The following is a 22,009-nucleotide window of genomic DNA, read 5'->3' as shown; positions in this document are numbered from 1 at the left end:
CTGTCAGCGCTGCTGCGGGCTGTCTTCGGCACTGTCGGGAAGCGGACGGGCGCCCGGCTGTGCAGCCGGTTGCGCGTCCGGGCTTGCATGAACTGCAGGCATGGCCAACACCGCGGCTACAGTGAGGATCCCGCCCACCAGCGCCGCCAGGAAGACCGCGCCGGAAGCGGCCACCACGGCGGGAGCATCACCTTCGCCGGCTGTGTTCCCGTAGACCGCATTGGCCACGGCGCCGAAGACGGCCACGCCAAGTGCGCTGCCGATAGACCTGGCGAACATGTTGCTGCTGGTGACCACGCCGCGCTCATTCCAGGAAACGCTGGACTGTGCAGAGATCAGGGTGGGAGTGGCCACCAGGCCCAAACCGAGTCCCACCACGAAGCAGCTGGTTGCCACCAGGGCCACGTTGGGAGTGGCAGCCGTAAGCGTCAGGACCAGCAGGCCCACCACGGTAATGGAGATCCCGATCAACGCGGTGGCCTTGAACCCGATCCGCAGGTAGAACCGGCCCGCCTGCGAGGCGCTGATGGGCCAGCCAAGGGTGAGTGCCGCGAGCGCCAGGCCTGCAATGAGGGGCGAGCTGTGCAGCGCCCCTTCCAGGAACGTGGGCACGTAGGAGGTCAGGCCAATCATCACTGCCCCGACTCCAAAGGACACCAGCGCGGTGGTGCCGAGAAGCCGCCGCGACACCACCCAGGACGGCAGGACCGGCTCCGCGGCCCGCCGCTCCACCACCAGGAACACGGCCAGCAGCGCCCCGCCTACCACGAAGATGCCAATACTTATCGTTGAATTCCACTCCCACCCCTGGCCACCTTGGAGGGCGCCAAGGATCAGCAGGCCAAGTGACCCCGCCAGCAGGGCCGCACCGGCGTAGTCCACCCGGTGCCTGGCGCGCTCCACGTTCTCATGCAGGGTCCGGAGCAGCATCCACGAGGCCAGGAGGCACAGCGGAACGTTGACCAGGAAAATGCCCCGCCAGATGCCCAGGGCGGAGAAGATACCGCCAAGGCTGGGGCCTACCACCGAGGAGACAGCCCACACGCTGGCCAGGTAGCCCTGCACTTTGGCGCGCTCCTCCAGCGAATAAATGTCGCCGGCGATGGTGATGGACACGGGCAGCACCGCTCCCGCGCCGAGCCCTTGCAGCGCCCGGAAGGCGATCAGGGCGGGCATGCTCCAGGCGATCCCGCAGAGTATGGATCCGAGCAGGAACAGCCCGATGCCCGCCAGGATGATCGGCTTGCGGCCTACCATGTCGGACAGCTTCCCGTAGATGGGCACCGAGACGGCCTGGGCCAGCAGGTATGCCGAAAAAAGCCAGGGGAACGATTCAAACCCGCCCACGTCCCGAACGATCGACGGCACGGCGGTGGCCACGATGGTGGAATCGATGGCCACCAGTCCGGTGGACAGCATCAGGGCAATGAGAATAGGGCCCCGTTCAGAGCGGAACCCCACTCCCTGGGTTCGGGCGGTCATCATCAGTCTCGTTTCGGTTTGGGTCCCTGTTACCTCCACTCTAGGTACCCAAAACGCACACCTGCTATCTCCTGCCCTGGTGTTCGTCCAGTAGCCGGGCGCAGCGGATGAAGCCCAGGTGCGAGTAGGCCTGCGGATGGTTCCCCAGATGGGTCTCCGTGCCGGGGTCGTACTCCTCCGGCAGCAGCCCGGTGGGCCCGAAAAGGTTCACCAGCTGGTCAAACAGGTCCCAGGCCTCATCGATCCGGCCTACCGCCACGTAGGCTTCGATCAGCCAGGTGGTGCAGATGTGGAACCCGCCCTCCAGGCCCGGCAGGCCGTCGTCGTACCTGTACCGGAAGACGGTGGGCCCCACCCGCAGCTCCCGCTCCACCGCAGTGACGGTGTTCAGGAAGCGCTGGTCCGCAACATCCAGCAGGCCGGAGAGGCCGATGTGCAGGACGGCAGCATCAAGGTCCGGACTGTCGTACGCCACGGTGTAGGACTGCGCCGACTCGTCCCAGCCTTCGCGCAGCACCTCTTCCCGGATGGTGCCGGCGGTCGGAGCCCAGGCCGGGTCCGGCTCCCGGCCGTGGCGGGCCGCAGTCCGCAACGCCCGGTCAAGGGTCACCCAGCACATCACCTTGGAGTAGACGTGGTGGCGGGCTGCACGCCGGGCTTCCCAGATGCCGTGGTCGGGTTCGTGCCAGCGGGCCAGGACCGCTGAGGCCATCTGGACCATCAGTTCCCAGTGGTCGTCGGCGAGCGCGCTTTCCCGCTCGCTCAGGGCATGGATCAGTTCAGCAACGGGCCCGAAGACGTCCAGCTGTACCTGGTGGTCCGCGGCGTTGCCGATCCTGACGGGGCGGGAGCCGGCGTACCCGGGAAGGCTGTCGACGACGGCTTCCGTGGAGAGCGGCGCGCCGGTCACCGAGTACAGGGGGTGCAGCCATTCTGGGCCGGGTGCGTGTTCGAGGATCCGCCCCAGCCAGCCCAGGAATCCGGCAGCCTCCGCCGTGGAGCCAAGGTCCACCAGCGCGTTGACCGTCATGGATCCGTCCCGCAGCCAGCAGTACCGGTAGTCCCAGTTCCTTGTCCCGCCGATTCCCTCAGGCAACGACGTGGTGGGGGCGGCGAGGACTGCACCCGTGGGTTCGTGCACCAGGGCGCGGAGCACCAGGGCCGACCGCCGCACCAGGGAGGGTTTGACGGACGGGAGCACAAGTTTCTGGACCCACTGCCGGGCATGCAGGGCCACCCCCGACCGCCGCTCCGTCTCACCTTCCGGGTCCGCGGGCTGTGGTTCCGTATCGCCGCAGCGAAGGTTGAGGACCACGGGACCGTCCTGCAGGTTCACGGATGCTGTGGCTGTAGCGTGGCGCCCGTCCGAGGTGATGCTGAAGGTGACCCCGGGGGCGAACAGGATGATCGGTTCTGAGGTGCCCACAACGTGGAGTTCACCGCCGCGCGCCTCCATGCTGAACGGGGCATTGGCGTAGTCCGGCCGGGGAGCAAAGGTGATCCTGGCGGCGCCGTTGCCGGAGAGCACCCGGACCAGGCTGGTGATGCCGTCCGGGGCAGGCTCCAGGTAGTCCGTGACCGTGACGTCCGCCCACCGGGTTTCGACAATCATGGTGCTGTCCACGTACCGCTGCCCCAGCACCTGGGAGGCCTTGACCGGCTCCACAGAGAAGTGCCCGGCAGCGTCTCCGCCCAGGATGTGGGCAAACAAGGACCCGGAATCCGGCAGCGGGTGGCTCATCCAGCAGATTTTCGCATCGGGTGTCAGCAGCGCGGTGGAGGACCCGTTCCCGATCATCGTGTGCCGCTCAAGGCCTACGGCGTCCTCGCCGAATAGCCAGGCCCGGCGCAGTTCGAAGAGGAGGGCAAGGACCCGGGCAAAGGATTCCGGGTCGCGGACGCGGTGCGCCGCGGCGGTCTCCCCGGGCCCTACCCGCAGCCCGAGGTCCGGCCCGCGCAGGGTGGCGATGGCCAGTTCGTCACTGTAGGCATCCCCGGCGAACATGGCAGCGCTGGCTCCGAGCCGGGATCGGAGGCTCTCCAGCGCCTCCGCTTTGGACGGCTCCACCACGGACAGGTCCAGCACCGAACCGTCCACAATGAAGAACAGGCCGTGCACGCGGGCAATCTCCCGGGCGGTTTCCGTCACCGACTCCACGACGTCCGGCGGGGCGGGGCGGGTGTGGACCGAAACGGCCACGGGTTTGCGTTCGATCCAGATGCCTTTTTGGAAACCCACGGCCTCATTGAGCCCGGCGTTGACTTTTTGCAGGACTGATTCGGTCGCCAGGGTCTGGGCGTGTGCGAAGCCCATATCCGATTCCGCGCCGTGCGAGCCGATGAGATGAACCTCCACCGGAAGGCGTGATACGGCGGCAAGATCACGGAGCGAGCGCCCCGAAATGATGGCCGCGTGGGTGTTGGGGAGGGCTGCAAGGGCGCGCAGGGCTATGGCGGCGCTGCCGAGCGGGAGGATCTCCGTGGAGATGCCCTCGGCGTCGCAGAGGGTTCCGCCGTAGTTGCAGGCCACCAGCAGCCCGGGAACGCGCGCCAGTACTTTGAGCTCCGCGAGGAGCGCAGGCGTCAGCCCGTTGTCCGCCGCATCCGACTGGACGAAGGCCCGGAGCATCTCCAGCGGGAGGGAACGCGTGAGCAGCGCGGAATCCGCCACGCTTTGGTTCAAAGGCGTCGCCATGCGCGTACCCCTAAGGCAGAACCAGGCCGGGACTTCAGCCGCTGGATTGCCTGCGGACTACCGGTTGGTGCCCCTCCCGGGAATCCCAGCGATTCCCGAGGAGGCAAGTCCTATCCTCAGCCCCGGCGGTTTCCCCCGAAAGTCCCCTTCATTGCGTATGTGTAAAAGTCCCGGAAATGGGCAGCGGGCTTGCCCCAGCGAACTGCCCCGGCCATGCGGGGCGCCCGGGAGGCTAGACCCGTACCAGCCCGGCAGCCTGGGCCAGGAGCTCCACCGAACGCAGCCGCTCCTCCGTGCCGTTGCTTTGGTGGGCAACGATCAGCTCATCGGCGTCGGCGTGCTTGCCGAACCCGTCCAGGTAATCGATGACGGCATCCGGCGTCCCCACCGCCGAGTAGGTCATCATCTGCGAGACGTGCTGGCCCTGCGGCGAGTCGAGGATCATGTCCGCTTCGTCGTCGGTGAACTCGCGGCCCCCGCCAAAGAACAGGGACACCCGCGCCCGCATCGTGGCCCGCAGCATGGCCTGCGCCTCCGCGGCGGAATCGGCGGCAACCACGTTCACACCGGCGATAACGTGCGGCGCGTCCAGCTGCGCCGAGGGCTTGAACTCCCGGCGGTAGATGGCCACGGCATCCTGCAGGGCGTTGGGGGCAAAGTGGGAGGCAAACGCGTACGGCAGCCCCAGTTGGGCGGCCAGGCGCGCACCGAACAGGGAGGATCCCAGGATGTACAGCGGAACGTTGGTGCCCTTGCCCGGGGTGGCTTCAACCCCCTGGATCCGGGTGGGGCCGGTGAGGTAGCCCTGCAACTCCAGGACATCCTGGGGGAAGCTGTCCGCGGACATGGGGTCGCGACGCAGGGCGCGCGTGGTGTTCTGGTCGCTGCCCGGTGCGCGGCCCAGGCCGAGGTCGATCCGGCCCGGGTGCAGCGTCTCCAGGGTGCCGAACTGCTCTGCGATGGTCAGCGGCGAGTGGTTGGGCAGCATCACGCCGCCGGCACCGAGCCGGATGCTTTCGGTGTGCGCGGCAACGTGGGCGATCAGCACGCTGGTGGCGGAGGAGGCGATGGAGGACATGTTGTGGTGCTCGGCGTACCAGACCCGCCGGTATCCCAGCCGCTCCGCGCTCTGCGCCATCGCCACGCTGCCCGCGAAGCTCTCCGCCGCCGTCTGGCCCTTGCCGATGGTTGCCAGGTCAAGGATGGAGAGGGGAAGAGTCACGGTGAGTGCCGGCCTTTCAGAACTTTTCGTAGGATGTGCGGGCCTAGTCGCGGCGGGCACAGAAGATATAACGACGGCGGCGGCCGGCTTATTTCTGTGACTTCCGGAATACTCAGCAGGCTGATGAGGTTGCCGCCCCTATGAGCCTGGAGACAACAAACAAGTTGGAACTGTCCGCAACCATCGACCTGAAAGACCTCGGAAGGGTGCACCGGCTCGGCTTCGGTGCCATGCGCATTGTGGGCGACGGCGTCTGGGGCGAGCCCGCGGACCGCCAGGCCGCCGTGGCCGTGGTGCGACGCGCCGTCGAACTCGGCGTCGACTTCATCGACACCGCCGACTCCTACGGCCCGAACATCAGCGAGGAGATCCTGGCTGAGGCGCTGCACCCGTACAAGGACGGCCTGAAGATCGCCACAAAAGTCGGGTTCGCCCGCACCGGGCCCAACAGATGGATTCCCGTGGGCCGCCCGGAATACCTCCGCCAGCAGACCGAACTGAGCCTGCGGAAGCTGAAGGTGGACGCCCTGGACCTGCTGCAGCTGCACCGGATCGACCCCAAGGTGGACGCTGAGGAGCAGTTCGGTGTGCTCCGCGAACTCCAGGACGAGGGCAAGGTGCGGGCGCTGGGACTTTCGCAGGTCAGCGTGGCCGAACTTGAGGCGGCCGGGAAGTATTTCACCGTGTCAACCGTGCAGAACCGCTACAACCTGACGGACCGGAGCTCGGAGGACGTGCTGCGGTACTCGGAGGAGAACGGGATTGGATTCATTCCCTGGGCTCCCATTTCAGCCGGCGAACTGGCGCGGCCGGGTGGACCGCTGGACGAGGCCGCCAAGCGCCTGGATGCCACTACGTCGCAGGTTGCGCTGGCCTGGCTGCTCCGCCGCTCCCCCGTGATGATGCCGATTCCCGGCACCGGCTCGGTGAAGCACCTTGAAGAGAACATGACCGCCGCGGGCATCACGCTCGACGACGATACCTACGCCCAGCTCGAAGCCGCCGGCGAGTAGACCCACAGGAAAAAGGGCCGGAGCAGCACTCCGGCACAAAGAAGTGGCCCGGCCTGTTGGCCGGGCCACTTCTTTGCGGCGTACGTCGTTGGGGGCTGGTCATTGAACCAACTGCGGAATCAGACGGCGCAACCTCCATACCCTATCTGGGCGTCGATTGCGTTGATCTTCGTTTGGACTGCCCCGAGCTGGGTCAGAAGACCGGCCACCAGCGTTTTCTGCGCGGCGACTGTATCCTTGTTGGTCTTCTTTTGGGACTCCAATGTCCTCAGGGTCCCCTGGGCCGATGTCAGCTGGCCGTCCAGGGCAGTCAGCTGGGACTGCAGTAGCTTCAGGGCCGCTTCCGTGGAGCTGATCTCACCGTTGATCTGATTAAGCTCCTCAAGGAGGGGGGCCACCCTGGCTTGGAGGGAGACGATCTCGGCTTCCTTAGCCTTGATGTCCGTGTTCAACCCAGCGAGCCTGCTGACCAACCCGTCCATGATCAGATTCAACGAGGCGATCTCGCTGGTTTTCCCGACAACTGCTTTGTTGGCGGCATCGGCGGCGGCCATGAGGCCGGGCATCTGACCCTGGAGGGTGGACAGTTCAGCTTTCTTGTCCGCCACAGCGGCTGCGGCCGAAGCCTCAGCCGCTTGAGTGCTTTCCAGCACGGATCTCTTTTCCTCCAGAAGGGCATTCTGGTCCGCGATAGTTTGCTTCGCAGTTTCCACATCCACTGCGAGAATCCGCAGCCGCGCTTCGAGACCTGCTACAACCTCTTCTTGTGCAGCGACGTCCGCCGCCGCCCGGGCAGCTGCAGCCTGAGATTCCGTCAGCTGCTGCTGCGAATCGTCCAAGTCCGCCTGCTGGCCAGCAAGTGCAGTGCTCGCCTTAGTAACCGCGCCCTGGAGAGCAGGCAGCTGGTCGTTCAGGCCAGCTATTTCAGCTTCCTTGGTTGTTACCGCGGTGCTGGCCGCGGTCAGGGTGGCCTGCAGGGGTGCGGCTTGCTGCTGCAAGGAGCTGCTCTCCTGCTGCTTCGCCAGCAACTGATTGTTCAAGATCGAGACCTGGCCATCCAGGGTTGCCAAGTCCCCCTGCAGCCCTGAGATCAGCACGGTCTTATCGCTGATTGACCCGGTGACAGTCGCCAACAGCGCCTGCTTCTCCGAGCGCTGGGAAACGAGGCCGTTCGCGTTGCCGTTGTTTTTATCGATTTTCGCCGTCAACACTGCGATCTCTGTTTCGAGGCTGGTTTTGCTGGTCTGAAGAGTGCCTAGTTCAGACTGTGCCGTGGTCAGCTTGGTCTGCGTCGCGCTAATGGCGTCGGTCTTGTCATCGATCTGGCTTGTAAGTGTGCTGATTTGCCCTGCGATGACGGCGAGGGCGTCGGTGTTGCTCTGCACGGCGACAGCAGCCATGGCAGCGCTGGACTCAAGCGTTGCCAAATTGGTCCGTGCCGTCTGGATCTGGGCGTTCTTCTCGGCTAGAGCTGCCGCAGCGCCATCCGCGGCGACTTTAAGGCTAGCCAGCTGGGCCTGGGCTACTGCAGCTTCCGCGGTCTTTGCGGCAGCAGCACTGTCCGCGGCTGCTGCGGTGGCCTGAAGGGTCTCTAGAGTCACCTTTGCGGCATCGACTGCAGACTGCTGCTCCTGCAACGCCTCCATCGCAGTGTTTCCCGCGGCTACACTCGCCGCTAGCTCAGCTTCCGCTCCAGTAAAGGCATTGCGGGCAGCAACTACAGCCCCCGCCGCTGCCTCCGCGTTGGCGGTTAGAGCAGCAAGTTGGTCTTCTGCCACCTCAATGGCAGCCTTCTTCTTTTCCACCGCGTCGGCAGCCTCAGCCGAGGACTGCTGCAGGGTGAGCAGTTGGGCGTCGGCAGCATCGATGTTGCTCTGGACGCCGGCAATCTCTTCAGCCAGGGCTGCGGCCTTCGCCTTCAGATCGGTAGCAGCAGCAGAGGCGGCCGCCTCTTGTTCCCGGAGAGGGGTGATGCTGGCTACGAGCTTGGCCTTCTCCTCCTGCAGTTCAGCGAGGGCCTCGTTCGCAGCATCTGACTCAGTTTGGGTATCCGTCCAATCGGAGGCGAGCTTTGCGATTTCCCCTTCGGTGACCTTGATGGCGTCTTCCAACTGCAACTCCTCGCTGGCAAGGCCAGCAAGTTGAGCTTCAATACCGGCAATCTCGGCGTTGAGCCTGTCTTTTTCCGACTGCAACGGCGCCCGTTCCGCCTCCAGCTTAGCGATGATGTCCGCGTTCTTCTTCGCCGCGTTCTTCAGGAGGTTTTCCTGGACAGCGCCCCGGTGCGCGAGCTGGTTCACCACGCCGCTGCAGATCCCCGTGGTGGACGTGGTCGCCGCAACCGCCGGCTGGACCAGCACCAGGCTCGTGGTCAGCAGACCCGGCAGGACCACCGCAGCGGCAAGGCGACGTGTGAGGACAGGCTTTGACGCGAAAGCGCGCATACGAACTCCTGGTGAGACCATTGGGCGGCCCACTCTGGCCGCTTCCTCAGGCAACAGTAGGTCGTGCCAAGGCAGGGCACACGCGTAATCCCCCACTTGTCTTTGCTCCTTAAGTACTCGTCTTCTGAGCGAGTACTCAACGGGCACTACTTGGTTTTGACCGAGTACTCGCTTTTCGAATGTGACCGCCGCGGTCCTCGCGTGACCTGCAGTTACTCCCTGTATCTCCGGGTTTCAGCGCCTTTGATTCACCAGCTCACGCTGCCGGATAGTTGCTGCAACGAACCCGTTCCGTTGCATCAAATACCTACCTCAAGGAGGAAAAATGGCCATTATCAAGGCGAAACCGGCTGCTGCCGTGGCCCTCACCATCACCGCGCTGCTGGGGCTGGCAGCCTGCTCAGATCCGGGCGCGACGGCGGCGACAGCACCGACGTCGGGATCCTCCAGCACCGCAGCAGGCAAGACCTTCAACCTGTCCCCGCAGCAGGACCGCTTCAAGGTCTCCGTGGACCCCGCAGCCGCAGCGCTGGTCCCTGAAACCATCAAGGCTGATGGCAAGCTCACTGTGGTGAGCACCGGCGGCACAGCGCCACTGAGCCTCTTCGCCACCGACAACAAGACCCTCATCGGCAGCGAGCTGGACATCGCCTACGCGGTGGGCGAGACGCTGGGGCTGGAGGTCGAGGCTCTTCCCGTGGCCTGGGCTGACTGGCCCCTGGGTATCGAATCCGCCAAATACGAAGCGGTGCTCTCCAACGTCACGGTCACCGAGGCGCGCAAGGAAAAGTTCGATTTCGCCACCTACCGGAACGACCTGCTGGGCTTCTACGCCAAGAGCGATTCGGACATCGGCGAGATCAAGGAAGCCAAGGACGTTGCCGGCAAGCGCATCATCGTCGGCTCCGGCACCAACCAGGAAGCCATCCTGGTTCGCTGGGACGAGGAAAACAAAAAGAACGGCCTGAAGCCTGTTGAGTTCCAGTATTACGACGACGACTCGGCCTCCACCCTGGCCCTTCAGTCGGGCCGCGCGGACCTGACGTTCGGGCCCAACGCGGGTGCCGCCTACAAGGCAGCCCAGGACGGCAAGAGCAAGCAGGTGGGCACCCTCAACGGCGGCTGGCCGCTGACTGCCGAAATCGCCTTTACCACCAAGAAGGACAACGGCCTGGCCGTTGCTGCCCAGGCTGCCCTAAACAAGCTGATCGAGAACGGCACCTACGCCAAGATCCTGGACCGCTGGGGCCTGTCTTCCGAGGCCATCCAGAAGTCCCAGCTGAACCCGGCGGGCCTGCCCAAGAAGTAGGCGGACCTGCCGACGAATGGATCCCCGCTTCGCTCCGGCAAGGCGGGGATTCTTCATGTTTGTCGCCGGTCAATCAACAACCAGGCTCTGAGGGCCGCAACCTGTGTCCGGGCGGCACCGAAAGTGCACTGCCCCGGGTTTGGCAATAGTCTGGCCAGATGGGGACAAATACCGTGAACAATGGAGAACAGATCGACAGGCAGTCGCGCATTCTCGAAGCGGCGATGGATCTGCTCTCGCGGCACGGTATTTCAGGGGTCAGCATGCGTGCCGTAGCCCGCGAAGCCGGCGTCGCGCTGGGCCTGGTGAACTACTACTACGACGACAAGACGAGCCTGATCCGCGCAGCCCTGCGCCGGGTGGACGAGCACGACCTCCTGCTGGTTGCGCCGGACGCGTCGTTGGCCCCGGACGAACAATTGCGCAAGGCTTTGCGGCGCGTTGCGGGCGCTGATCTGCTGACCACCCGCTACCTGTCCCTGCGCCTGCACCTCTGGGCCCTCGCCCAGGCAGACGAGGACTACGCGCAAATCAACGCCGCCGCCTTCGACCGCTACATCGACGGGCTCGCTGCACTGGTCTCCAATGCCCAGCCCGGACTGTCGTGGGAGGAGTGCAGGGAGCGGGCATCCGACATTGTGGTGGTACAGAACGGCATGTGGCTGACGTCGCTTCTCGGCGTGGACAAGGAGTCCATCAAGCGAAGCATCACCCGCACGGAGCAGATCGCATTTGCGCCGGCCCAGGATCAAAACAGCGGCCACGGCGACAGCCACAGCGCGCTTCAGGAGCACTAGAACAAGGCGGCCTTCGCCGGTACCGGCACTTCACGTCACATTGAACGTTTGTTCAAAATAAGTATTGAACACTCGTTCAATCTCCATTACTGTCCTGCGTATGACATACGCCACACCATCCACTGACACGGCAGCCTCCACACTGTTCATCAACGGCTCATGGGAGCCGGCCGCGTCCGGCGCCGTGCGCCAGATCCGCAACCCGGCCGACGGCGAACTGGCAGCCACTGTCTCCGAGGCCGGCCGGGAAGATGCGGAGCGGGCCATCGCCGCAGCCCGGGCCGCCTTCGATTCCGGTGTCTGGTCCGGGGTCCCGGCACCCGAGCGCGGCACCTTCCTGCTCAAGGTCGCTGCGGAACTGCGCGAACGCCGGGAAAAGTTTGCCCGGGCGGAGTCGCTGGACACCGGAAAGCGGATCGTCGAAAGCCGCATCGACATGGACGACATCGCGGCCTGCTTCGAATACTTCGGCAGGCTTGCAGGGCAACAGGCCGGACGCATGGTCGATGCCGGGGACCCCGCCGTCGTCAGCAAAATTGTCTACGAGCCCGTGGGTGTCTGCGGCCTGATCACGCCTTGGAACTACCCCCTGCTCCAGGCGGCGTGGAAGATTGCCCCCGCCCTCGCCGCCGGCTGCACCTTCGTCCTCAAGCCTTCCGAGCTGACACCTTCCACCGCCATCCTGGCCATGCAACTGCTGCAGGACCTTGGCCTTCCCGACGGCGTCGCCAACCTCGTGACGGGACCCGGCGCCGAGGCGGGTGCACCCCTTTCGGAACACCCCGCCGTCGACCTTGTCTCCTTCACCGGCGGCCTGGAAACCGGCAAGCGTATCGCGGCGGCGGCCGCAGGGACGGTCAAGAAGGTGGCGCTGGAGCTTGGCGGCAAGAACCCCAATGTGGTGTTCGCGGACGCGGACTTCGACGCCGCCGTCGACAATGCCTTGAACGGGGCCTTCGTCCACTCTGGCCAGGTCTGCTCCGCCGGGGCACGGCTGCTGGTGGAGGAATCGATCGCCGAACGCTTCGTCGAGGAACTGGTCCGCCGCGCGCAGGGCATCCGGCTTGGCGGTCCGTTTGACGACGCTGCCGAAACCGGGCCGCTGATCTCCGCGGCCCACCGGGACAAAGTGCACACTTACGTCCAGCGCGGCCTCCAGGAAGGCGCACGGCTCCGCAGCGGCGGCGCGGCACCTGCCGGGGAGAAGTACGACGCCGGCTACTACTACCAGCCGACCATCCTGGACCAGGTGCAGCGAGGCATGTCCGTGGTCACCGATGAGGCGTTCGGCCCCGTGGTGACCGTGGAAGCCTTCCGCACCGAGGATGAGGCCGTCGCCACCGCCAATGACACCATCTACGGGCTGGCCGGCGCGGTCTGGACCCAGGACGCCGGCAAGGCTCAGCGCGTGGCATCCCGGCTGCGGCACGGCACAGTGTGGATCAACGATTACCACCCCTACCTCCCGCAGGCCGAGTGGGGCGGCTTCGGCCAGTCCGGCGTCGGCCGCGAGCTTGGCCCCACCGGGCTGGCGGAATACCAGGAAGCCAAACACATCTACCAGAACACCAACCCGCAGGTAACCGGCTGGTTTGCTGATCACAGCAAGGAGAACTAGATGCACGTCGACAACATCGAGGACCTCAGCGAGCGCTCGTTCGATTACATCGTCATCGGCGGCGGATCCGCCGGCGCGGCTGTGGCCGCACGGCTCAGTGAAGATCCTGAGGTGACCGTGGCCCTTGTGGAAGCCGGCCCGGATGACCGCAACCTGCCCGAGATCCTGCAGCTGGACCGCTGGATGGAGCTGCTCGAATCCGGCTACGACTGGGACTACCCCGTGGAGCCGCAGGAAAACGGCAACTCCTTTATGCGCCACGCCCGCGCCAAAGTCATGGGCGGCTGCTCCAGCCACAACTCCTGCATCGCCTTCTGGGCGCCGCGCGAAGACCTGGACGAGTGGGAGACCAAGTACGGGGCCAGCGGCTGGAACGCTGACGCCGCCTGGCCGCTCTACCAGCGGCTGGAGACCAACGAGGACGCGGGCCCGGACGCGCCGCACCACGGGGACTCAGGCCCCGTGCACCTGATGAACGTGCCCCCGGTGGATCCTGCCGGCGTCGCGCTTTTGGACGCCTGCGAACAGGCCGGCATTCCCCGGGCGAAGTTCAATACCGGAACCACCGTGGTCAACGGCGCCAACTTCTTCCAGATCAACCGCCGCGCGGACGGCACGCGCTCCTCCAGCTCCGTTTCCTATATCCACCCGATCATCGGGCGCCCCAACTTCACCCTACTGACCGGCCTCCGCGCCCGCCAGCTGGTGATCGACGCGGACAAACGCTGCACCGGCGTGGACGTGGTGGACTCAGCGTTCGGCCGGACCCACCGGCTCTCCGCGCACCGCGAGGTCATCCTGTCCACCGGTGCCATTGATTCCCCCAAGCTGCTGATGCTGTCCGGCATCGGCCCGGCAGCGCACCTGGCCCAGCACGGCATCGAGGTCCTGGTGGACTCCCCCGGTGTGGGCGAGCACCTGCAGGACCACCCGGAAGGCGTGGTGCAGTACGAGGCCAGGCAGCCCATGGTGCAGACCTCAACGCAGTGGTGGGAGATCGGCATCTTCACCCCCACCGAGGACGGCCTGGACCGGCCGGACCTGATGATGCACTACGGCTCGGTCCCGTTCGACATGAACACTCTGCGGCACGGCTACCCCACCACGGAGAACGGCTTCAGCCTCACCCCGAACGTCACGCACGCCCGCTCCCGCGGAACCGTTCGCCTGCGCAGCCGCGACTTCCGGGACAAGCCCATGGTTGACCCGCGCTATTTCACGGACCCGGAGGGCCACGACATGCGCGTCATGGTTGCCGGCATCCGCAAGGCCCGCGAAATCGCCGCCCAGCCTGCAATGGCCGAATGGGCGGGCCGGGAACTTTCCCCGGGCATCGAGGCGCAGACCGACGAGGAGCTGCGGGACTACATCCGCAAGACGCACAACACTGTGTACCACCCGGTAGGCACCGTCCGGATGGGACCTCTCGACGACGGCATGTCACCGCTCGATCCCGAGCTGCGGGTCAAGGGCGTCACAGGACTTCGCGTCGCCGATGCCTCCGTCATGCCTGAGCACGTCACCGTCAACCCCAACATCACCGTCATGATGATCGGCGAGCGCTGCGCGGACCTCATCCGCGCCAGCCGGTCCGGCGAAGCCATGGCCATTGAAGAAATGGAGCTCACCGCGTCCCTCGCCTGAGAGGCGAGGTCCGGCGGCAGGGCATCGACCTTCCATTTGCCACGGCCGGCCGGTCATCACTATCGTGCTTTTCTGATTTAGGAGTCCCACATGGCGGAACCCAGCAAGAGTATTGATTCAAGCGGCATGGACGAGTTTGGTTATACGCAGACCCTGGACCGAAGCATCGGCAAGTTTGCCAGCTTCGCAGCAGGCGTCAGCTACATCTCCATCCTCACCGGTGTTTTTCAACTGTTCTACTTTGGCTTTTCCATGGCCGGCCCTGCGTACGCGTGGTCCTGGCCGCTGGTCTTCGCCGGCCAGCTGATGGTGGCATTGTGTTTTGCCGAACTGGCGGGCCGATACCCGGTTGCCGGATCGGTGTACAACTGGGCCAAGAGGCTCACCACCGGGACGTGGTCCTGGCTCGCAGGGTGGCTGCTGCTCATCTCGTCCATCGTGGCGCTCGGCGCCGTGGCGCTGGCCTTGCAGCTCACCCTGCCGCAGCTCTGGTCCGGCTTCCAGTTCATCGGAGATGGAACGGGCACCTACGACTTCGCCCTCAACGGTGTGCTGCTGGCGAGCATCATGATCGGCATTTCCACCATGATCAACGCGTTCGGCGTGAAACTCATGACCAGGATCAACAGCATCGGCGTGTTCGTGGAGCTGATCGCGGCCGTGCTGCTGATCCTCGCCCTGGGCTGGCACGTGGTGCGGGGGCCCGAGGTCTTCTTCGACACCGCCGGTTTCGGCGAAGGGCACGACCTCGGCTTCTTCGGCGTGTTCATGATCGGCGCCATGGCCTCCGGCTACGTGATGTACGGCTTTGACACCGCAAGCTCGCTGGGCGAGGAAACCAAGGACCCCAAGCGCACCGCACCCAAGGCCATCCTCCGTGCGGTGACGGCGTCGTTCCTGCTGGGCGGCCTGATCCTGCTCTTCGGCATCCTGGCAGCCCCGGATCTCAACGATCCCAAGCTGGGGGCGGCCGACGGCGGCCTGCAATACCTGGTGCTCTCAGTGCTGGGCGGCCCCTTCGGAAAAGCCTTCCTGGTGTGCATCGTGGTAGCCGTGGTGGTCTGCACCCTGGCCGTCCACGCCGCCGCCATCCGGATGATGTTCGCCATGGCCCGGGACAACAACCTGCCCTTCAGCCGGCAGCTCGGCAAGGTGGACCCGGTCCGCAGGACCCCCACTGTTGCTGCGATCGTCATCGGCATCCTGGCCGTGCTCCCGCTGGTGGTCAACGTAATGCAGCCGGCGATTTTCACCATCCTGTCCAGCATCAGCATCGTCCTGATTTACCTGTCCTACCTGCTGGTCACCGTTCCGCTGCTCCGCAAGCGCCTGCAGAAGAAGTGGCCGCTGGCCGACGACGGCTCCGAGCCCGGCTTCAGCCTGGGCAAGTGGGGCCTGCCGGTGAATATCCTCGCGGTCCTGTGGGGCGGCGCCATGACGCTGAACCTGATCTGGCCGCGGCCGGAGATCTACAACTCGGTGCCGCCGTTCGAGTGGTACCTGCAGTGGGGCGGCGTGATCTTCGTTGCCGCCGTCGCCGGGGGCGGGGCCCTGCTGTACCGGCTGAAGATCCGCCATCAGACGGGTGTGCTCGCGGAGCACGCCGCAGCGGTTGCGGCGCATCCGTCGTCGGGCCCGGCCTTACAGGCAACCAGAACCGAAGCCCACGCGATGGAGGCCCCGGTGGCCTAGAGCCACTGCTCCCACCCCTTCAGTTGGAGCCTGACGCCCCCAAGGAAGGGTCGACGGCGGCACTCACCTCAGTGCCGCCGTCGGCCCTTTCTTGATGCTCCAAGCACGTTGATGAAAAGTTCTTTCGCCGATACTTATGACTTCAGCATCAGGCACGAGTGGCCGGTCCACGGATGAATGGACACAACCATTGGGAGCAGGGGCAACAGGAAAGCCCGTGTCAGTGACACGGGCTTTCGTTCAGAGACTGCGTTTTAGACGCGGGACCTGCCGCGGACGAAGTGAACGATCAGGACGATCACGGCAACGACCAGAAGGATATGGATGAGGCCGCCGCCGATGTTGCCAAGCAGGCCGAGCAGCCAGAGAACGGCGATAATAATGGCTATCCAAAGCAACATAGTAGTATCTCCTTCGTTCGTCTGCGGATGGGATACTGCGGCCCGTCCGCTCTTCACATGATTCGCTCAGCCTACGCCAGCGGCTGCCCTGGGGGGAGGCTACAGCTCACCCTGTTTCAGGCGTTGGGCTTGAGCCAGACAAGCGCGGCGACGACAATGGCGGCTGTACCGGTCTGAAGCGTGGGGGTGATGACCGGCGCGAAGTGTGGTGAGTGGTTGGCCGGAATATCGCTCGAGACGGTTCCGGCCGCTTCGGCCTTCGCGTAAAGTGCCGGATCGATCCCGCCGAGTCCCCAGTACGTGTAGGGGATGCCCAGCGAGTCCGGGATTTCACTGAAGTCCTCGCTGGCTGATTGCCGGTCAAGAGTGGTTGCCTTCTTGCCGAAATGGCTGCGGAAGGCCTTGTCCACCCTTGCCGTTACGTCGGGATCATTCGTGGTCAGCTGGTAGTGGTCATAGAGTTCGAAGTCGGGATCCTTCGGGGAGCCGGCGGCGCTGCATTCCCCGCTGACGATCCGTCTGATTGCGTCCAGAACGAGTTTGCGCGTGTCGTTGTCGAAGGTACGGATGTTCAGCTCCAGCACGGCACGGTCGGCGATGATATTGCTTTTCGTTCCGGCGCTGAGCCGGCCGATCGTGAGGACGGCGAATACACCGGGGGTGACCTCGCGGGAGACGACGGTTTGCAGGCGCAGAGCGATCGAGGCGGCCAGGAGGACCGGGTCTACGCTCAGTTGGGGCATGGAGCCGTGACTGCCCCGCCCGAAGACGGTGATCCTCATGCTGTCCGCGCTGGAGAGGAAGGCGCCGGGGCGGGTACCGAGGTGCCCGGAAGGAAACGCGAGCACGTGCTGGGCGAGCGCGACGTCCGGTTTCGGGATCATCCCGGCCAGGCCGCCCTCGATCATCCGGCGGGCGCCGTCTGCCAGTTCCTCCGCCGGTTGGAACAGTGCGATGAACGTCCCGGTCCAGGCGGACTTACTTTCGGCGAGCAGCCGCGCTGCTCCCAGGAGGCAGGCAACGTGCACATCGTGCCCGCAAGCATGCGCCACGGGTACTTCTTCGCCCGCGTCATCGGCCGTCACTTTGCTGGCGTAGGGCAGCCCGGTGTCTTCGGCCACGGGCAGGGCATCCATGTCAGCGCGCATCAGCACGGTGGGGCCCTCGCCGTTTCTCAGGATACCTACCACGCCCGTGGAACCGACCTTCTGGTGCACCTCGTAACCGAATTCCTGCAGTAGCCCGGCGGCTTTGGCTGCCGTTCTGTCCTCCTGATTGCCGAGCTCCGGATGCCGGTGCAGGTCCTTGTACAACTCGTCCCGCGAGCCGGCGATGCCCTCCTGGCCGGCGAGAATCTGCGCTACTGCGTCCTGGCCCGGGCCGTCAACTTCGGTTCCCGTCTGCGTCCCATCCTTTCCTGCTGCGCCCATGGCCCGCTCCTTCCACCTTTGGAATCCCTGCCATCCCCCTGACAGTGTCCGCCCCAAGCTGGGGGGCTGCAAGGGACGACTCCCGGCCCCCGCTGCAACGGCAGTCGAGTCCTTCGGTAGGTTGGTTCGGTAAGGCCAGCCAGGCAAACCGACTCATTGGAGAAGACGTGAAAGCGATTGTGTTCGAGGAGACAGGTCCGTCCGCAGTGCTGGAGCTTCGGGACAAGCCGTTGACTGATCCAGGCGCTGGCGAGGTCCGCGTCCGGGTCGTCGTCTCCGGGGTGAATCCCACCGACTGGAAGTCCCGGGCAGGCGGAGGAAGCACCAAGCTGGACGCTCCAAAGGTTCCTAATCAGGACGGTGCCGGCGTGATCGACGAGATCGGATCCGGAGTGACGGGATTCAGCATCGGAGACCGCGTCTGGCTGTGGGACGTTGCTTGGGGCGGCAATGAAGGCACCGCGCAGGAGTATGTGGTTGTACCGGCGGTCAAAGCAGTGGCACTTCCGGATACCGAATCCTTCGACACGGGCGCATCCATCGGTATCCCCGCCCTGACAGCGCACCGGGCGCTGACCTCGGCCGAGGACGGCCCCGCCAGGCTCGCACCCGGAGCCCTGTCGGGACGAACCGTGCTCGTTACCGGCGGCGCAGGCGCAGTGGGACATGCGGCCATTCAATTGGCAGTATGGGCCGGAGCGACAGTCATTACGACCGTCAGCGGCGAACGGAAAGGTGAACTCGCGCGCCTCGCCGGAGCCCATTCAGTTATCAACTACCGGACGGACGACGTCGTGACTGCTGTCCGCCGAGCGGCCCCAGGCGGAGTCGACATCATCGTCGATGTTAACGCTCCAGCGAATATCGACTCCGACGTACAGGTGCTCAAGCCGAACGGAACCATCGCCATTTACGCGGCGAATCCCGGGGAATCAGTGACCGTTCCCATCCGTGAAAGCATGACGAAGAACGTCCGCTACCAGTTCATCCTGACTTACACCGTTGGGGACGAGCAGAAACAGCACGCAGTGGACGCCGTCTCCGAGGCGCTAAAGGCCGGCGCGCTGCGCGTTGGTGAAGAACATGGCCTGCCGCTGACCCGCTTTCCGCTCGAAGCGACCGCCGGGGCACATGACGCCGTGGAGCAGGGCACCATCGGTAAGGTGCTCATCGACGTCGCATCGTCATCCTGAGCTTCCCGATGGCCTTCCGACTCGCCCGGGCCGTTATCAACTGATCTGCCCCCACACCCTGGCACGCGACGGGAATGTCCAGGAAGGCAGGGTCAAAAGCCGCATCGGAGCCGGTCAGGTCGGTCACCATGCGGAGTATTCGGCGTGGTCAGGATGCGACGGCTCCACCAAGGCATCCATGACCTCCTCGTAGCCGGGAAAACCTCCGGAGTCTTCCAACGGCCCGCGCCGGGCGCCGTCCATCAGTAGGGCCGGCGGACTTGTTTCGTCCAAGGGCCGGCGGGCAACCAGCTCAAGCCGGTGAAGCCACCTGTCACCAAAAGTCGCACTCCCTGGATTCTCAGCAGCCGCATGCGGAAAACCCCCGGGCCGCGCCTAGCACCACCGCAAAATAGACAGTATGCTTACAAACGGGTTGGCGGCTGCATCATTTGCCGCCAAGACCAGTCAAGCAACGGCTTCCACTACTCCCATTGATGATGGGCTCCCACCGTGTTGAAGCATGCCGATGCCGCCAGAGTTGTTCCCCGTAGTGCCGGTCGCCTGTCTGTCGATTACGTGACAACCACCGACCACGCCCTCTCCTTTTGGTTTTCTTTTTCAGCCTCAGTGATCGCCCCCGCCTGGTTCCTCATGCCCAGGGTTCGGCTGACTGCGGTTGGACCCCATACACGCCAATGTCGCACGCCACGTACTACCCGGAGCGTGGGCGGAGACTTCCAGTGGGGATTTATGAGGGTCAGGCGCAGAGGCAGCGCTTGGTGGAATAAGGGTGGGAAGCAGCTGCTGCATGGTGGTCCCGGCGGAGCTTCCCGGGCAGGGATGTAAGCAGAGGTAGGTGACCATCGATTACTACGCACCTCACGCTTCCTCGTGCATCACCGCAGCAGATGGCAAGGCAAATGGATGGGCGTGAGTACTCCATTGAATGTGAAGGATGAGTACGAGCACCTCGCTCATCCGGACCACACGTTTGATAACTGGCGTTTACAGACACCGCGAAACGGCTGGGGAGTCGCCTTAGCGGAGGAGCAAGGTATGTATGTGTCGACCGGCTTTGGCTTTACCTATACTTTCGGGCTTATGGACTGGGCGGGTCGCGCCGACTCGAAAACCCCCTCCGTGGTTGCCCTTGCCCTATTTATAATGGCGGTCACGTTAGCGACGAGAGCAGTCGTCACTCATAGCGCGAGGGAGCCCATTGCCGCTTTCGCTTACGGCGTGGGCGGGGCGCTCTGCCTGGCAGGGTGCATCTGGATGATGGTTGAAGCCTGGAATCGATGGCTGACCGGCTTGGGTCAAAGCGGGATCCACCTGGGTGGAATTTCTGGAGCAGCCGGAGGCACAGTAGTAGCCCTGCTCCCGATCATCATCGTGACAGGAATCATGCGCTATGTGGGACGGCGCCTTTCAGGAGCTAAACCCGTTTCACACCACGCCATAACCCCGGCCGCAGCGAGCAGGCGTCCTGGTCCATACCAAACAAACCAATGACCACCGGGCAATCCCGCACTATGCAGATCACGCCAAGTTCAGTTTGGCGGAATGGAGAGACTATGGCCTTCCTGAACTTAGCTAGACTGCAGGGCGGCTTTAATGTCATCAACGGGCTTTGGCCGTTAGTGCACATGCGCAGCTTTGAGGCGGTCAGTGGAGCCAAAACCGATAAATGGCTGGTCCGGACCGTATCAGGGCTGCTCATCACCATTGGTGTGGAGCAACTGCGTGCCGCGGACCGGTCTGGCAGCGATAGGTCAGCACGACGGCTTGGTATCGGGACGGCGGCCACACTTGCGGCCATTGATCTGATCTACGTGGGCAAAGGGCGGATCAGCAAGATCTACCTTCTGGACGCCGTCGTCGAAATACTTATCCTTCAGGGTTGGCTGAAGACACCGAATACCATCAAACAAATATTCTCTGGACGTGTTCCTCCCCGGGGCATATCCTGATCTCGCATTGCTCGGGGGGGTGAATGGAATGGGCAGCTTGCTTCGCTATTGCCGCATTGTTTCTGTGCGCGCCCTTCTGGTCCCCGCCCTGATTGCACTGGCGTGGCTCGTGTGGGGGGCGGACAGTGCACAGGCGTCAACGGACCCTTCCAAGGCCGCCGTCTCTGAAAGCGTCTTGAACCCTAGCCTCGTCAATGCTCCTTCATCCCCGGCTGCTCAGCTTCTGCCTGCCGGGCAGGACCCCGCCAGTTCCACCGCGCAACACGTTGCAGGTGTCGGGGGTGCCGTCGTCGGCGCAACCGCGCCTACTGTTGCCATAGTTACCCAGGTGACCGAGCCGGTGGCCTTGCCGGTGACCGGGATCGCGGCACCGGCAGTCTCCGCCGTTTCTCAGACAGCCACACCGGTGACCGCCGTGAACAGGACTGTTGCCTCTTTAGCCTCCACTCTCGACCGTACGGTTACAGCTGTGGACGACGCCGTTGCTTCCATAACCCAGCCGCTACCGCGGCTGCCCCTTCCGGCGGTCATACCTCCACAACTGCCCAACCTGGACGTTCCTGTCGCTACCGTTCCCGAGGCGCAGCCGGCGGCGGTGTCCACTGTGCTGCCGTCACCTGCTGCGGACGCCCGGCAATTCGTCCCTGACCGTCCGTCCGGGGAGGTTAACCCGGTCCAAAACACTGATTCGCCGTTCAAGACATTCGCCCAGCCGAAGATCAGTGCCTCAACCGGCCCTCTGGCCAGCGCTATCCAGGCACCGGCGCCAGGGCTGCTGCACGAACACCCCGTCACAGACTGGCTGAATAATGCCGCGACCCAAGGCGCGCCGGGCTCCGCCGGCTCAGGCGGCTCCGTCTCACACATGGCCCATATCGCCGCCTTCTGGAACGGGCTGTCCCCCGCCGCCAGCGCCGTCGCCACCAATGCAGCGGTGACACCGCCTTCCGGTCCCGCCGCCGATCCGGGGTCTTCCCCCGACTGAACAGGTCAGCTCTGCCTTCACACAGGCAGATAAGACCAGCCGTACGCCGCATTCGGCCTACGGACTCAATGTTCAGTCAGGAGAAATGCCATGTCCAACCGCACCCCGCTTTCCGTTGCCTCAGACCAGTCC

At 64.6% G+C, this 22,009-nt stretch carries 16 protein-coding genes; 9 read left to right on the top strand and 7 right to left on the bottom strand.

From position 1 onward, the window contains the following. Positions 1–3 precede the first annotated feature (3 nt). The 3 genes from QF047_RS00400 to QF047_RS00390 all read right to left on the bottom strand — a co-directional run bounded on the left by QF047_RS00400 (position 4) and on the right by QF047_RS00390 (position 5,399). Positions 4–1,485, bottom strand: a complete 1,482-nt coding sequence (locus QF047_RS00400) for an MFS transporter (protein ID WP_307272700.1) — start codon at positions 1,483–1,485, stop codon at positions 4–6. Positions 1,486–1,546: 61 nt separating this feature from the next. Beyond that, the gene (locus QF047_RS00395; RefSeq protein WP_307272698.1) at positions 1,547–4,177 is read right to left on the bottom strand and encodes a trehalase-like domain-containing protein; all 2,631 of its coding nucleotides are present in this window, start codon (positions 4,175–4,177) and stop codon (positions 1,547–1,549) included. Between the two features lie 232 nt (positions 4,178–4,409). After that, positions 4,410–5,399, bottom strand: a complete 990-nt coding sequence (locus QF047_RS00390) for an LLM class flavin-dependent oxidoreductase (RefSeq protein ID WP_307272696.1) — start codon at positions 5,397–5,399, stop codon at positions 4,410–4,412. A 140-nt stretch (positions 5,400–5,539) separates the two neighbouring features. Here QF047_RS00390 and QF047_RS00385 point away from each other — a divergent pair, with 140 nt between their 5' ends. Next, positions 5,540–6,412, top strand: coding sequence for an aldo/keto reductase (locus tag QF047_RS00385; protein ID WP_307272693.1), 873 nt, complete (start codon positions 5,540–5,542; stop codon positions 6,410–6,412). Between the two features lie 119 nt (positions 6,413–6,531). Here QF047_RS00385 and QF047_RS00380 read toward each other — a convergent pair whose 3' ends face one another. Next, positions 6,532–8,856, bottom strand: coding sequence for a chromosome segregation ATPase (locus QF047_RS00380; protein WP_307272691.1), 2,325 nt, complete (start codon positions 8,854–8,856; stop codon positions 6,532–6,534). A 325-nt stretch (positions 8,857–9,181) separates the two neighbouring features. Between QF047_RS00380 and QF047_RS00375 the strand changes: the two genes are divergently transcribed. From QF047_RS00375 to QF047_RS00355, 5 genes are all read left to right on the top strand, one after another. Next, on the top strand, positions 9,182–10,165 hold the full coding sequence (locus QF047_RS00375; protein ID WP_307272688.1) for an ABC transporter substrate-binding protein: 984 nt from the start codon (positions 9,182–9,184) through the stop codon (positions 10,163–10,165). A 158-nt stretch (positions 10,166–10,323) separates the two neighbouring features. Next, the gene (locus tag QF047_RS00370) at positions 10,324–10,962 is read left to right on the top strand and encodes a TetR/AcrR family transcriptional regulator (protein ID WP_306636443.1); all 639 of its coding nucleotides are present in this window, start codon (positions 10,324–10,326) and stop codon (positions 10,960–10,962) included. A 100-nt stretch (positions 10,963–11,062) separates the two neighbouring features. Further along, a complete protein-coding gene (locus tag QF047_RS00365) occupies positions 11,063–12,580 on the top strand; it encodes an aldehyde dehydrogenase family protein (RefSeq protein ID WP_307272683.1) in 1,518 nt (505 codons plus the stop codon). Further along, on the top strand, positions 12,581–14,224 hold the full coding sequence (locus QF047_RS00360) for a GMC family oxidoreductase (RefSeq protein WP_307272681.1): 1,644 nt from the start codon (positions 12,581–12,583) through the stop codon (positions 14,222–14,224). A gap of 90 nt (positions 14,225–14,314) precedes the next feature. Then, on the top strand, positions 14,315–15,916 hold the full coding sequence (locus QF047_RS00355; RefSeq protein ID WP_307272678.1) for an APC family permease: 1,602 nt from the start codon (positions 14,315–14,317) through the stop codon (positions 15,914–15,916). A gap of 254 nt (positions 15,917–16,170) precedes the next feature. Here the strand turns inward: QF047_RS00355 and QF047_RS00350 are convergent, their stop codons facing one another. Both QF047_RS00350 and QF047_RS00345 read right to left on the bottom strand, forming a co-directional pair. Beyond that, the gene (locus QF047_RS00350; RefSeq protein ID WP_306636451.1) at positions 16,171–16,317 is read right to left on the bottom strand and encodes a lmo0937 family membrane protein; all 147 of its coding nucleotides are present in this window, start codon (positions 16,315–16,317) and stop codon (positions 16,171–16,173) included. A 116-nt stretch (positions 16,318–16,433) separates the two neighbouring features. Next, the gene (locus QF047_RS00345; RefSeq protein ID WP_307272673.1) at positions 16,434–17,747 is read right to left on the bottom strand and encodes an amidohydrolase; all 1,314 of its coding nucleotides are present in this window, start codon (positions 17,745–17,747) and stop codon (positions 16,434–16,436) included. Positions 17,748–17,914: 167 nt separating this feature from the next. On the opposite strand from QF047_RS00345, the gene QF047_RS00340 reads away from it, so the two are divergent. Then, positions 17,915–18,940, top strand: coding sequence for an NADPH:quinone reductase (locus QF047_RS00340; protein ID WP_307272670.1), 1,026 nt, complete (start codon positions 17,915–17,917; stop codon positions 18,938–18,940). A 123-nt stretch (positions 18,941–19,063) separates the two neighbouring features. On the opposite strand, the gene QF047_RS00335 is transcribed toward QF047_RS00340, so the two are convergent. Continuing rightward, entirely contained in the window at positions 19,064–19,213 is a 150-nt protein-coding gene (locus tag QF047_RS00335; RefSeq protein ID WP_307272668.1) for a hypothetical protein, read from the bottom strand. Positions 19,214–20,496: 1,283 nt separating this feature from the next. Here QF047_RS00335 and QF047_RS00330 point away from each other — a divergent pair. Together QF047_RS00330 and QF047_RS00325 are read left to right on the top strand one after the other, a co-directional pair. After that, positions 20,497–20,892: a hypothetical protein gene (locus QF047_RS00330; RefSeq protein WP_307272664.1), complete on the top strand. Its 396-nt coding sequence runs from the start codon at positions 20,497–20,499 to the stop codon at positions 20,890–20,892. Positions 20,893–21,220: 328 nt separating this feature from the next. Further along, complete coding sequence (locus QF047_RS00325; RefSeq protein WP_307272662.1) at positions 21,221–21,877, top strand: hypothetical protein; 657 nt, start codon at positions 21,221–21,223, stop codon at positions 21,875–21,877. Positions 21,878–22,009 lie beyond the last annotated feature (132 nt).

The sequence above is a fragment of the Arthrobacter sp. W4I7 genome, from assembly GCF_030816215.1.
Taxonomy (GTDB): Bacteria; Actinomycetota; Actinomycetes; order Actinomycetales; family Micrococcaceae; genus Arthrobacter; species Arthrobacter siccitolerans_A.
This window is presented reverse-complemented; position numbering and strand designations above follow the sequence as displayed.

Excerpts from the sequence above, each read along its gene's own strand:
- QF047_RS00395 (WP_307272698.1), bottom strand. The coding sequence starts at position 4,177 with ATGGCGACGCCTTTGAACCAAAGCGTGGCGGATTCCGCGCTGCTCACG.
- QF047_RS00385 (WP_307272693.1), top strand. The coding sequence starts at position 5,540 with ATGAGCCTGGAGACAACAAACAAGTTGGAACTGTCCGCAACCATCGAC.
- QF047_RS00330 (WP_307272664.1), top strand. The coding sequence starts at position 20,497 with ATGGCCTTCCTGAACTTAGCTAGACTGCAGGGCGGCTTTAATGTCATC.
- QF047_RS00375 (WP_307272688.1), top strand. The coding sequence starts at position 9,182 with ATGGCCATTATCAAGGCGAAACCGGCTGCTGCCGTGGCCCTCACCATC.
- QF047_RS00355 (WP_307272678.1), top strand. The coding sequence starts at position 14,315 with ATGGCGGAACCCAGCAAGAGTATTGATTCAAGCGGCATGGACGAGTTT.
- QF047_RS00370 (WP_306636443.1), top strand. The coding sequence starts at position 10,324 with ATGGGGACAAATACCGTGAACAATGGAGAACAGATCGACAGGCAGTCG.
- QF047_RS00365 (WP_307272683.1), top strand. The coding sequence starts at position 11,063 with ATGACATACGCCACACCATCCACTGACACGGCAGCCTCCACACTGTTC.
- QF047_RS00360 (WP_307272681.1), top strand. The coding sequence starts at position 12,581 with ATGCACGTCGACAACATCGAGGACCTCAGCGAGCGCTCGTTCGATTAC.
- QF047_RS00400 (WP_307272700.1), bottom strand. The coding sequence starts at position 1,485 with ATGATGACCGCCCGAACCCAGGGAGTGGGGTTCCGCTCTGAACGGGGC.
- QF047_RS00345 (WP_307272673.1), bottom strand. The coding sequence starts at position 17,747 with ATGGGCGCAGCAGGAAAGGATGGGACGCAGACGGGAACCGAAGTTGAC.
- QF047_RS00350 (WP_306636451.1), bottom strand. The coding sequence starts at position 16,317 with ATGTTGCTTTGGATAGCCATTATTATCGCCGTTCTCTGGCTGCTCGGC.
- QF047_RS00380 (WP_307272691.1), bottom strand. The coding sequence starts at position 8,856 with ATGCGCGCTTTCGCGTCAAAGCCTGTCCTCACACGTCGCCTTGCCGCT.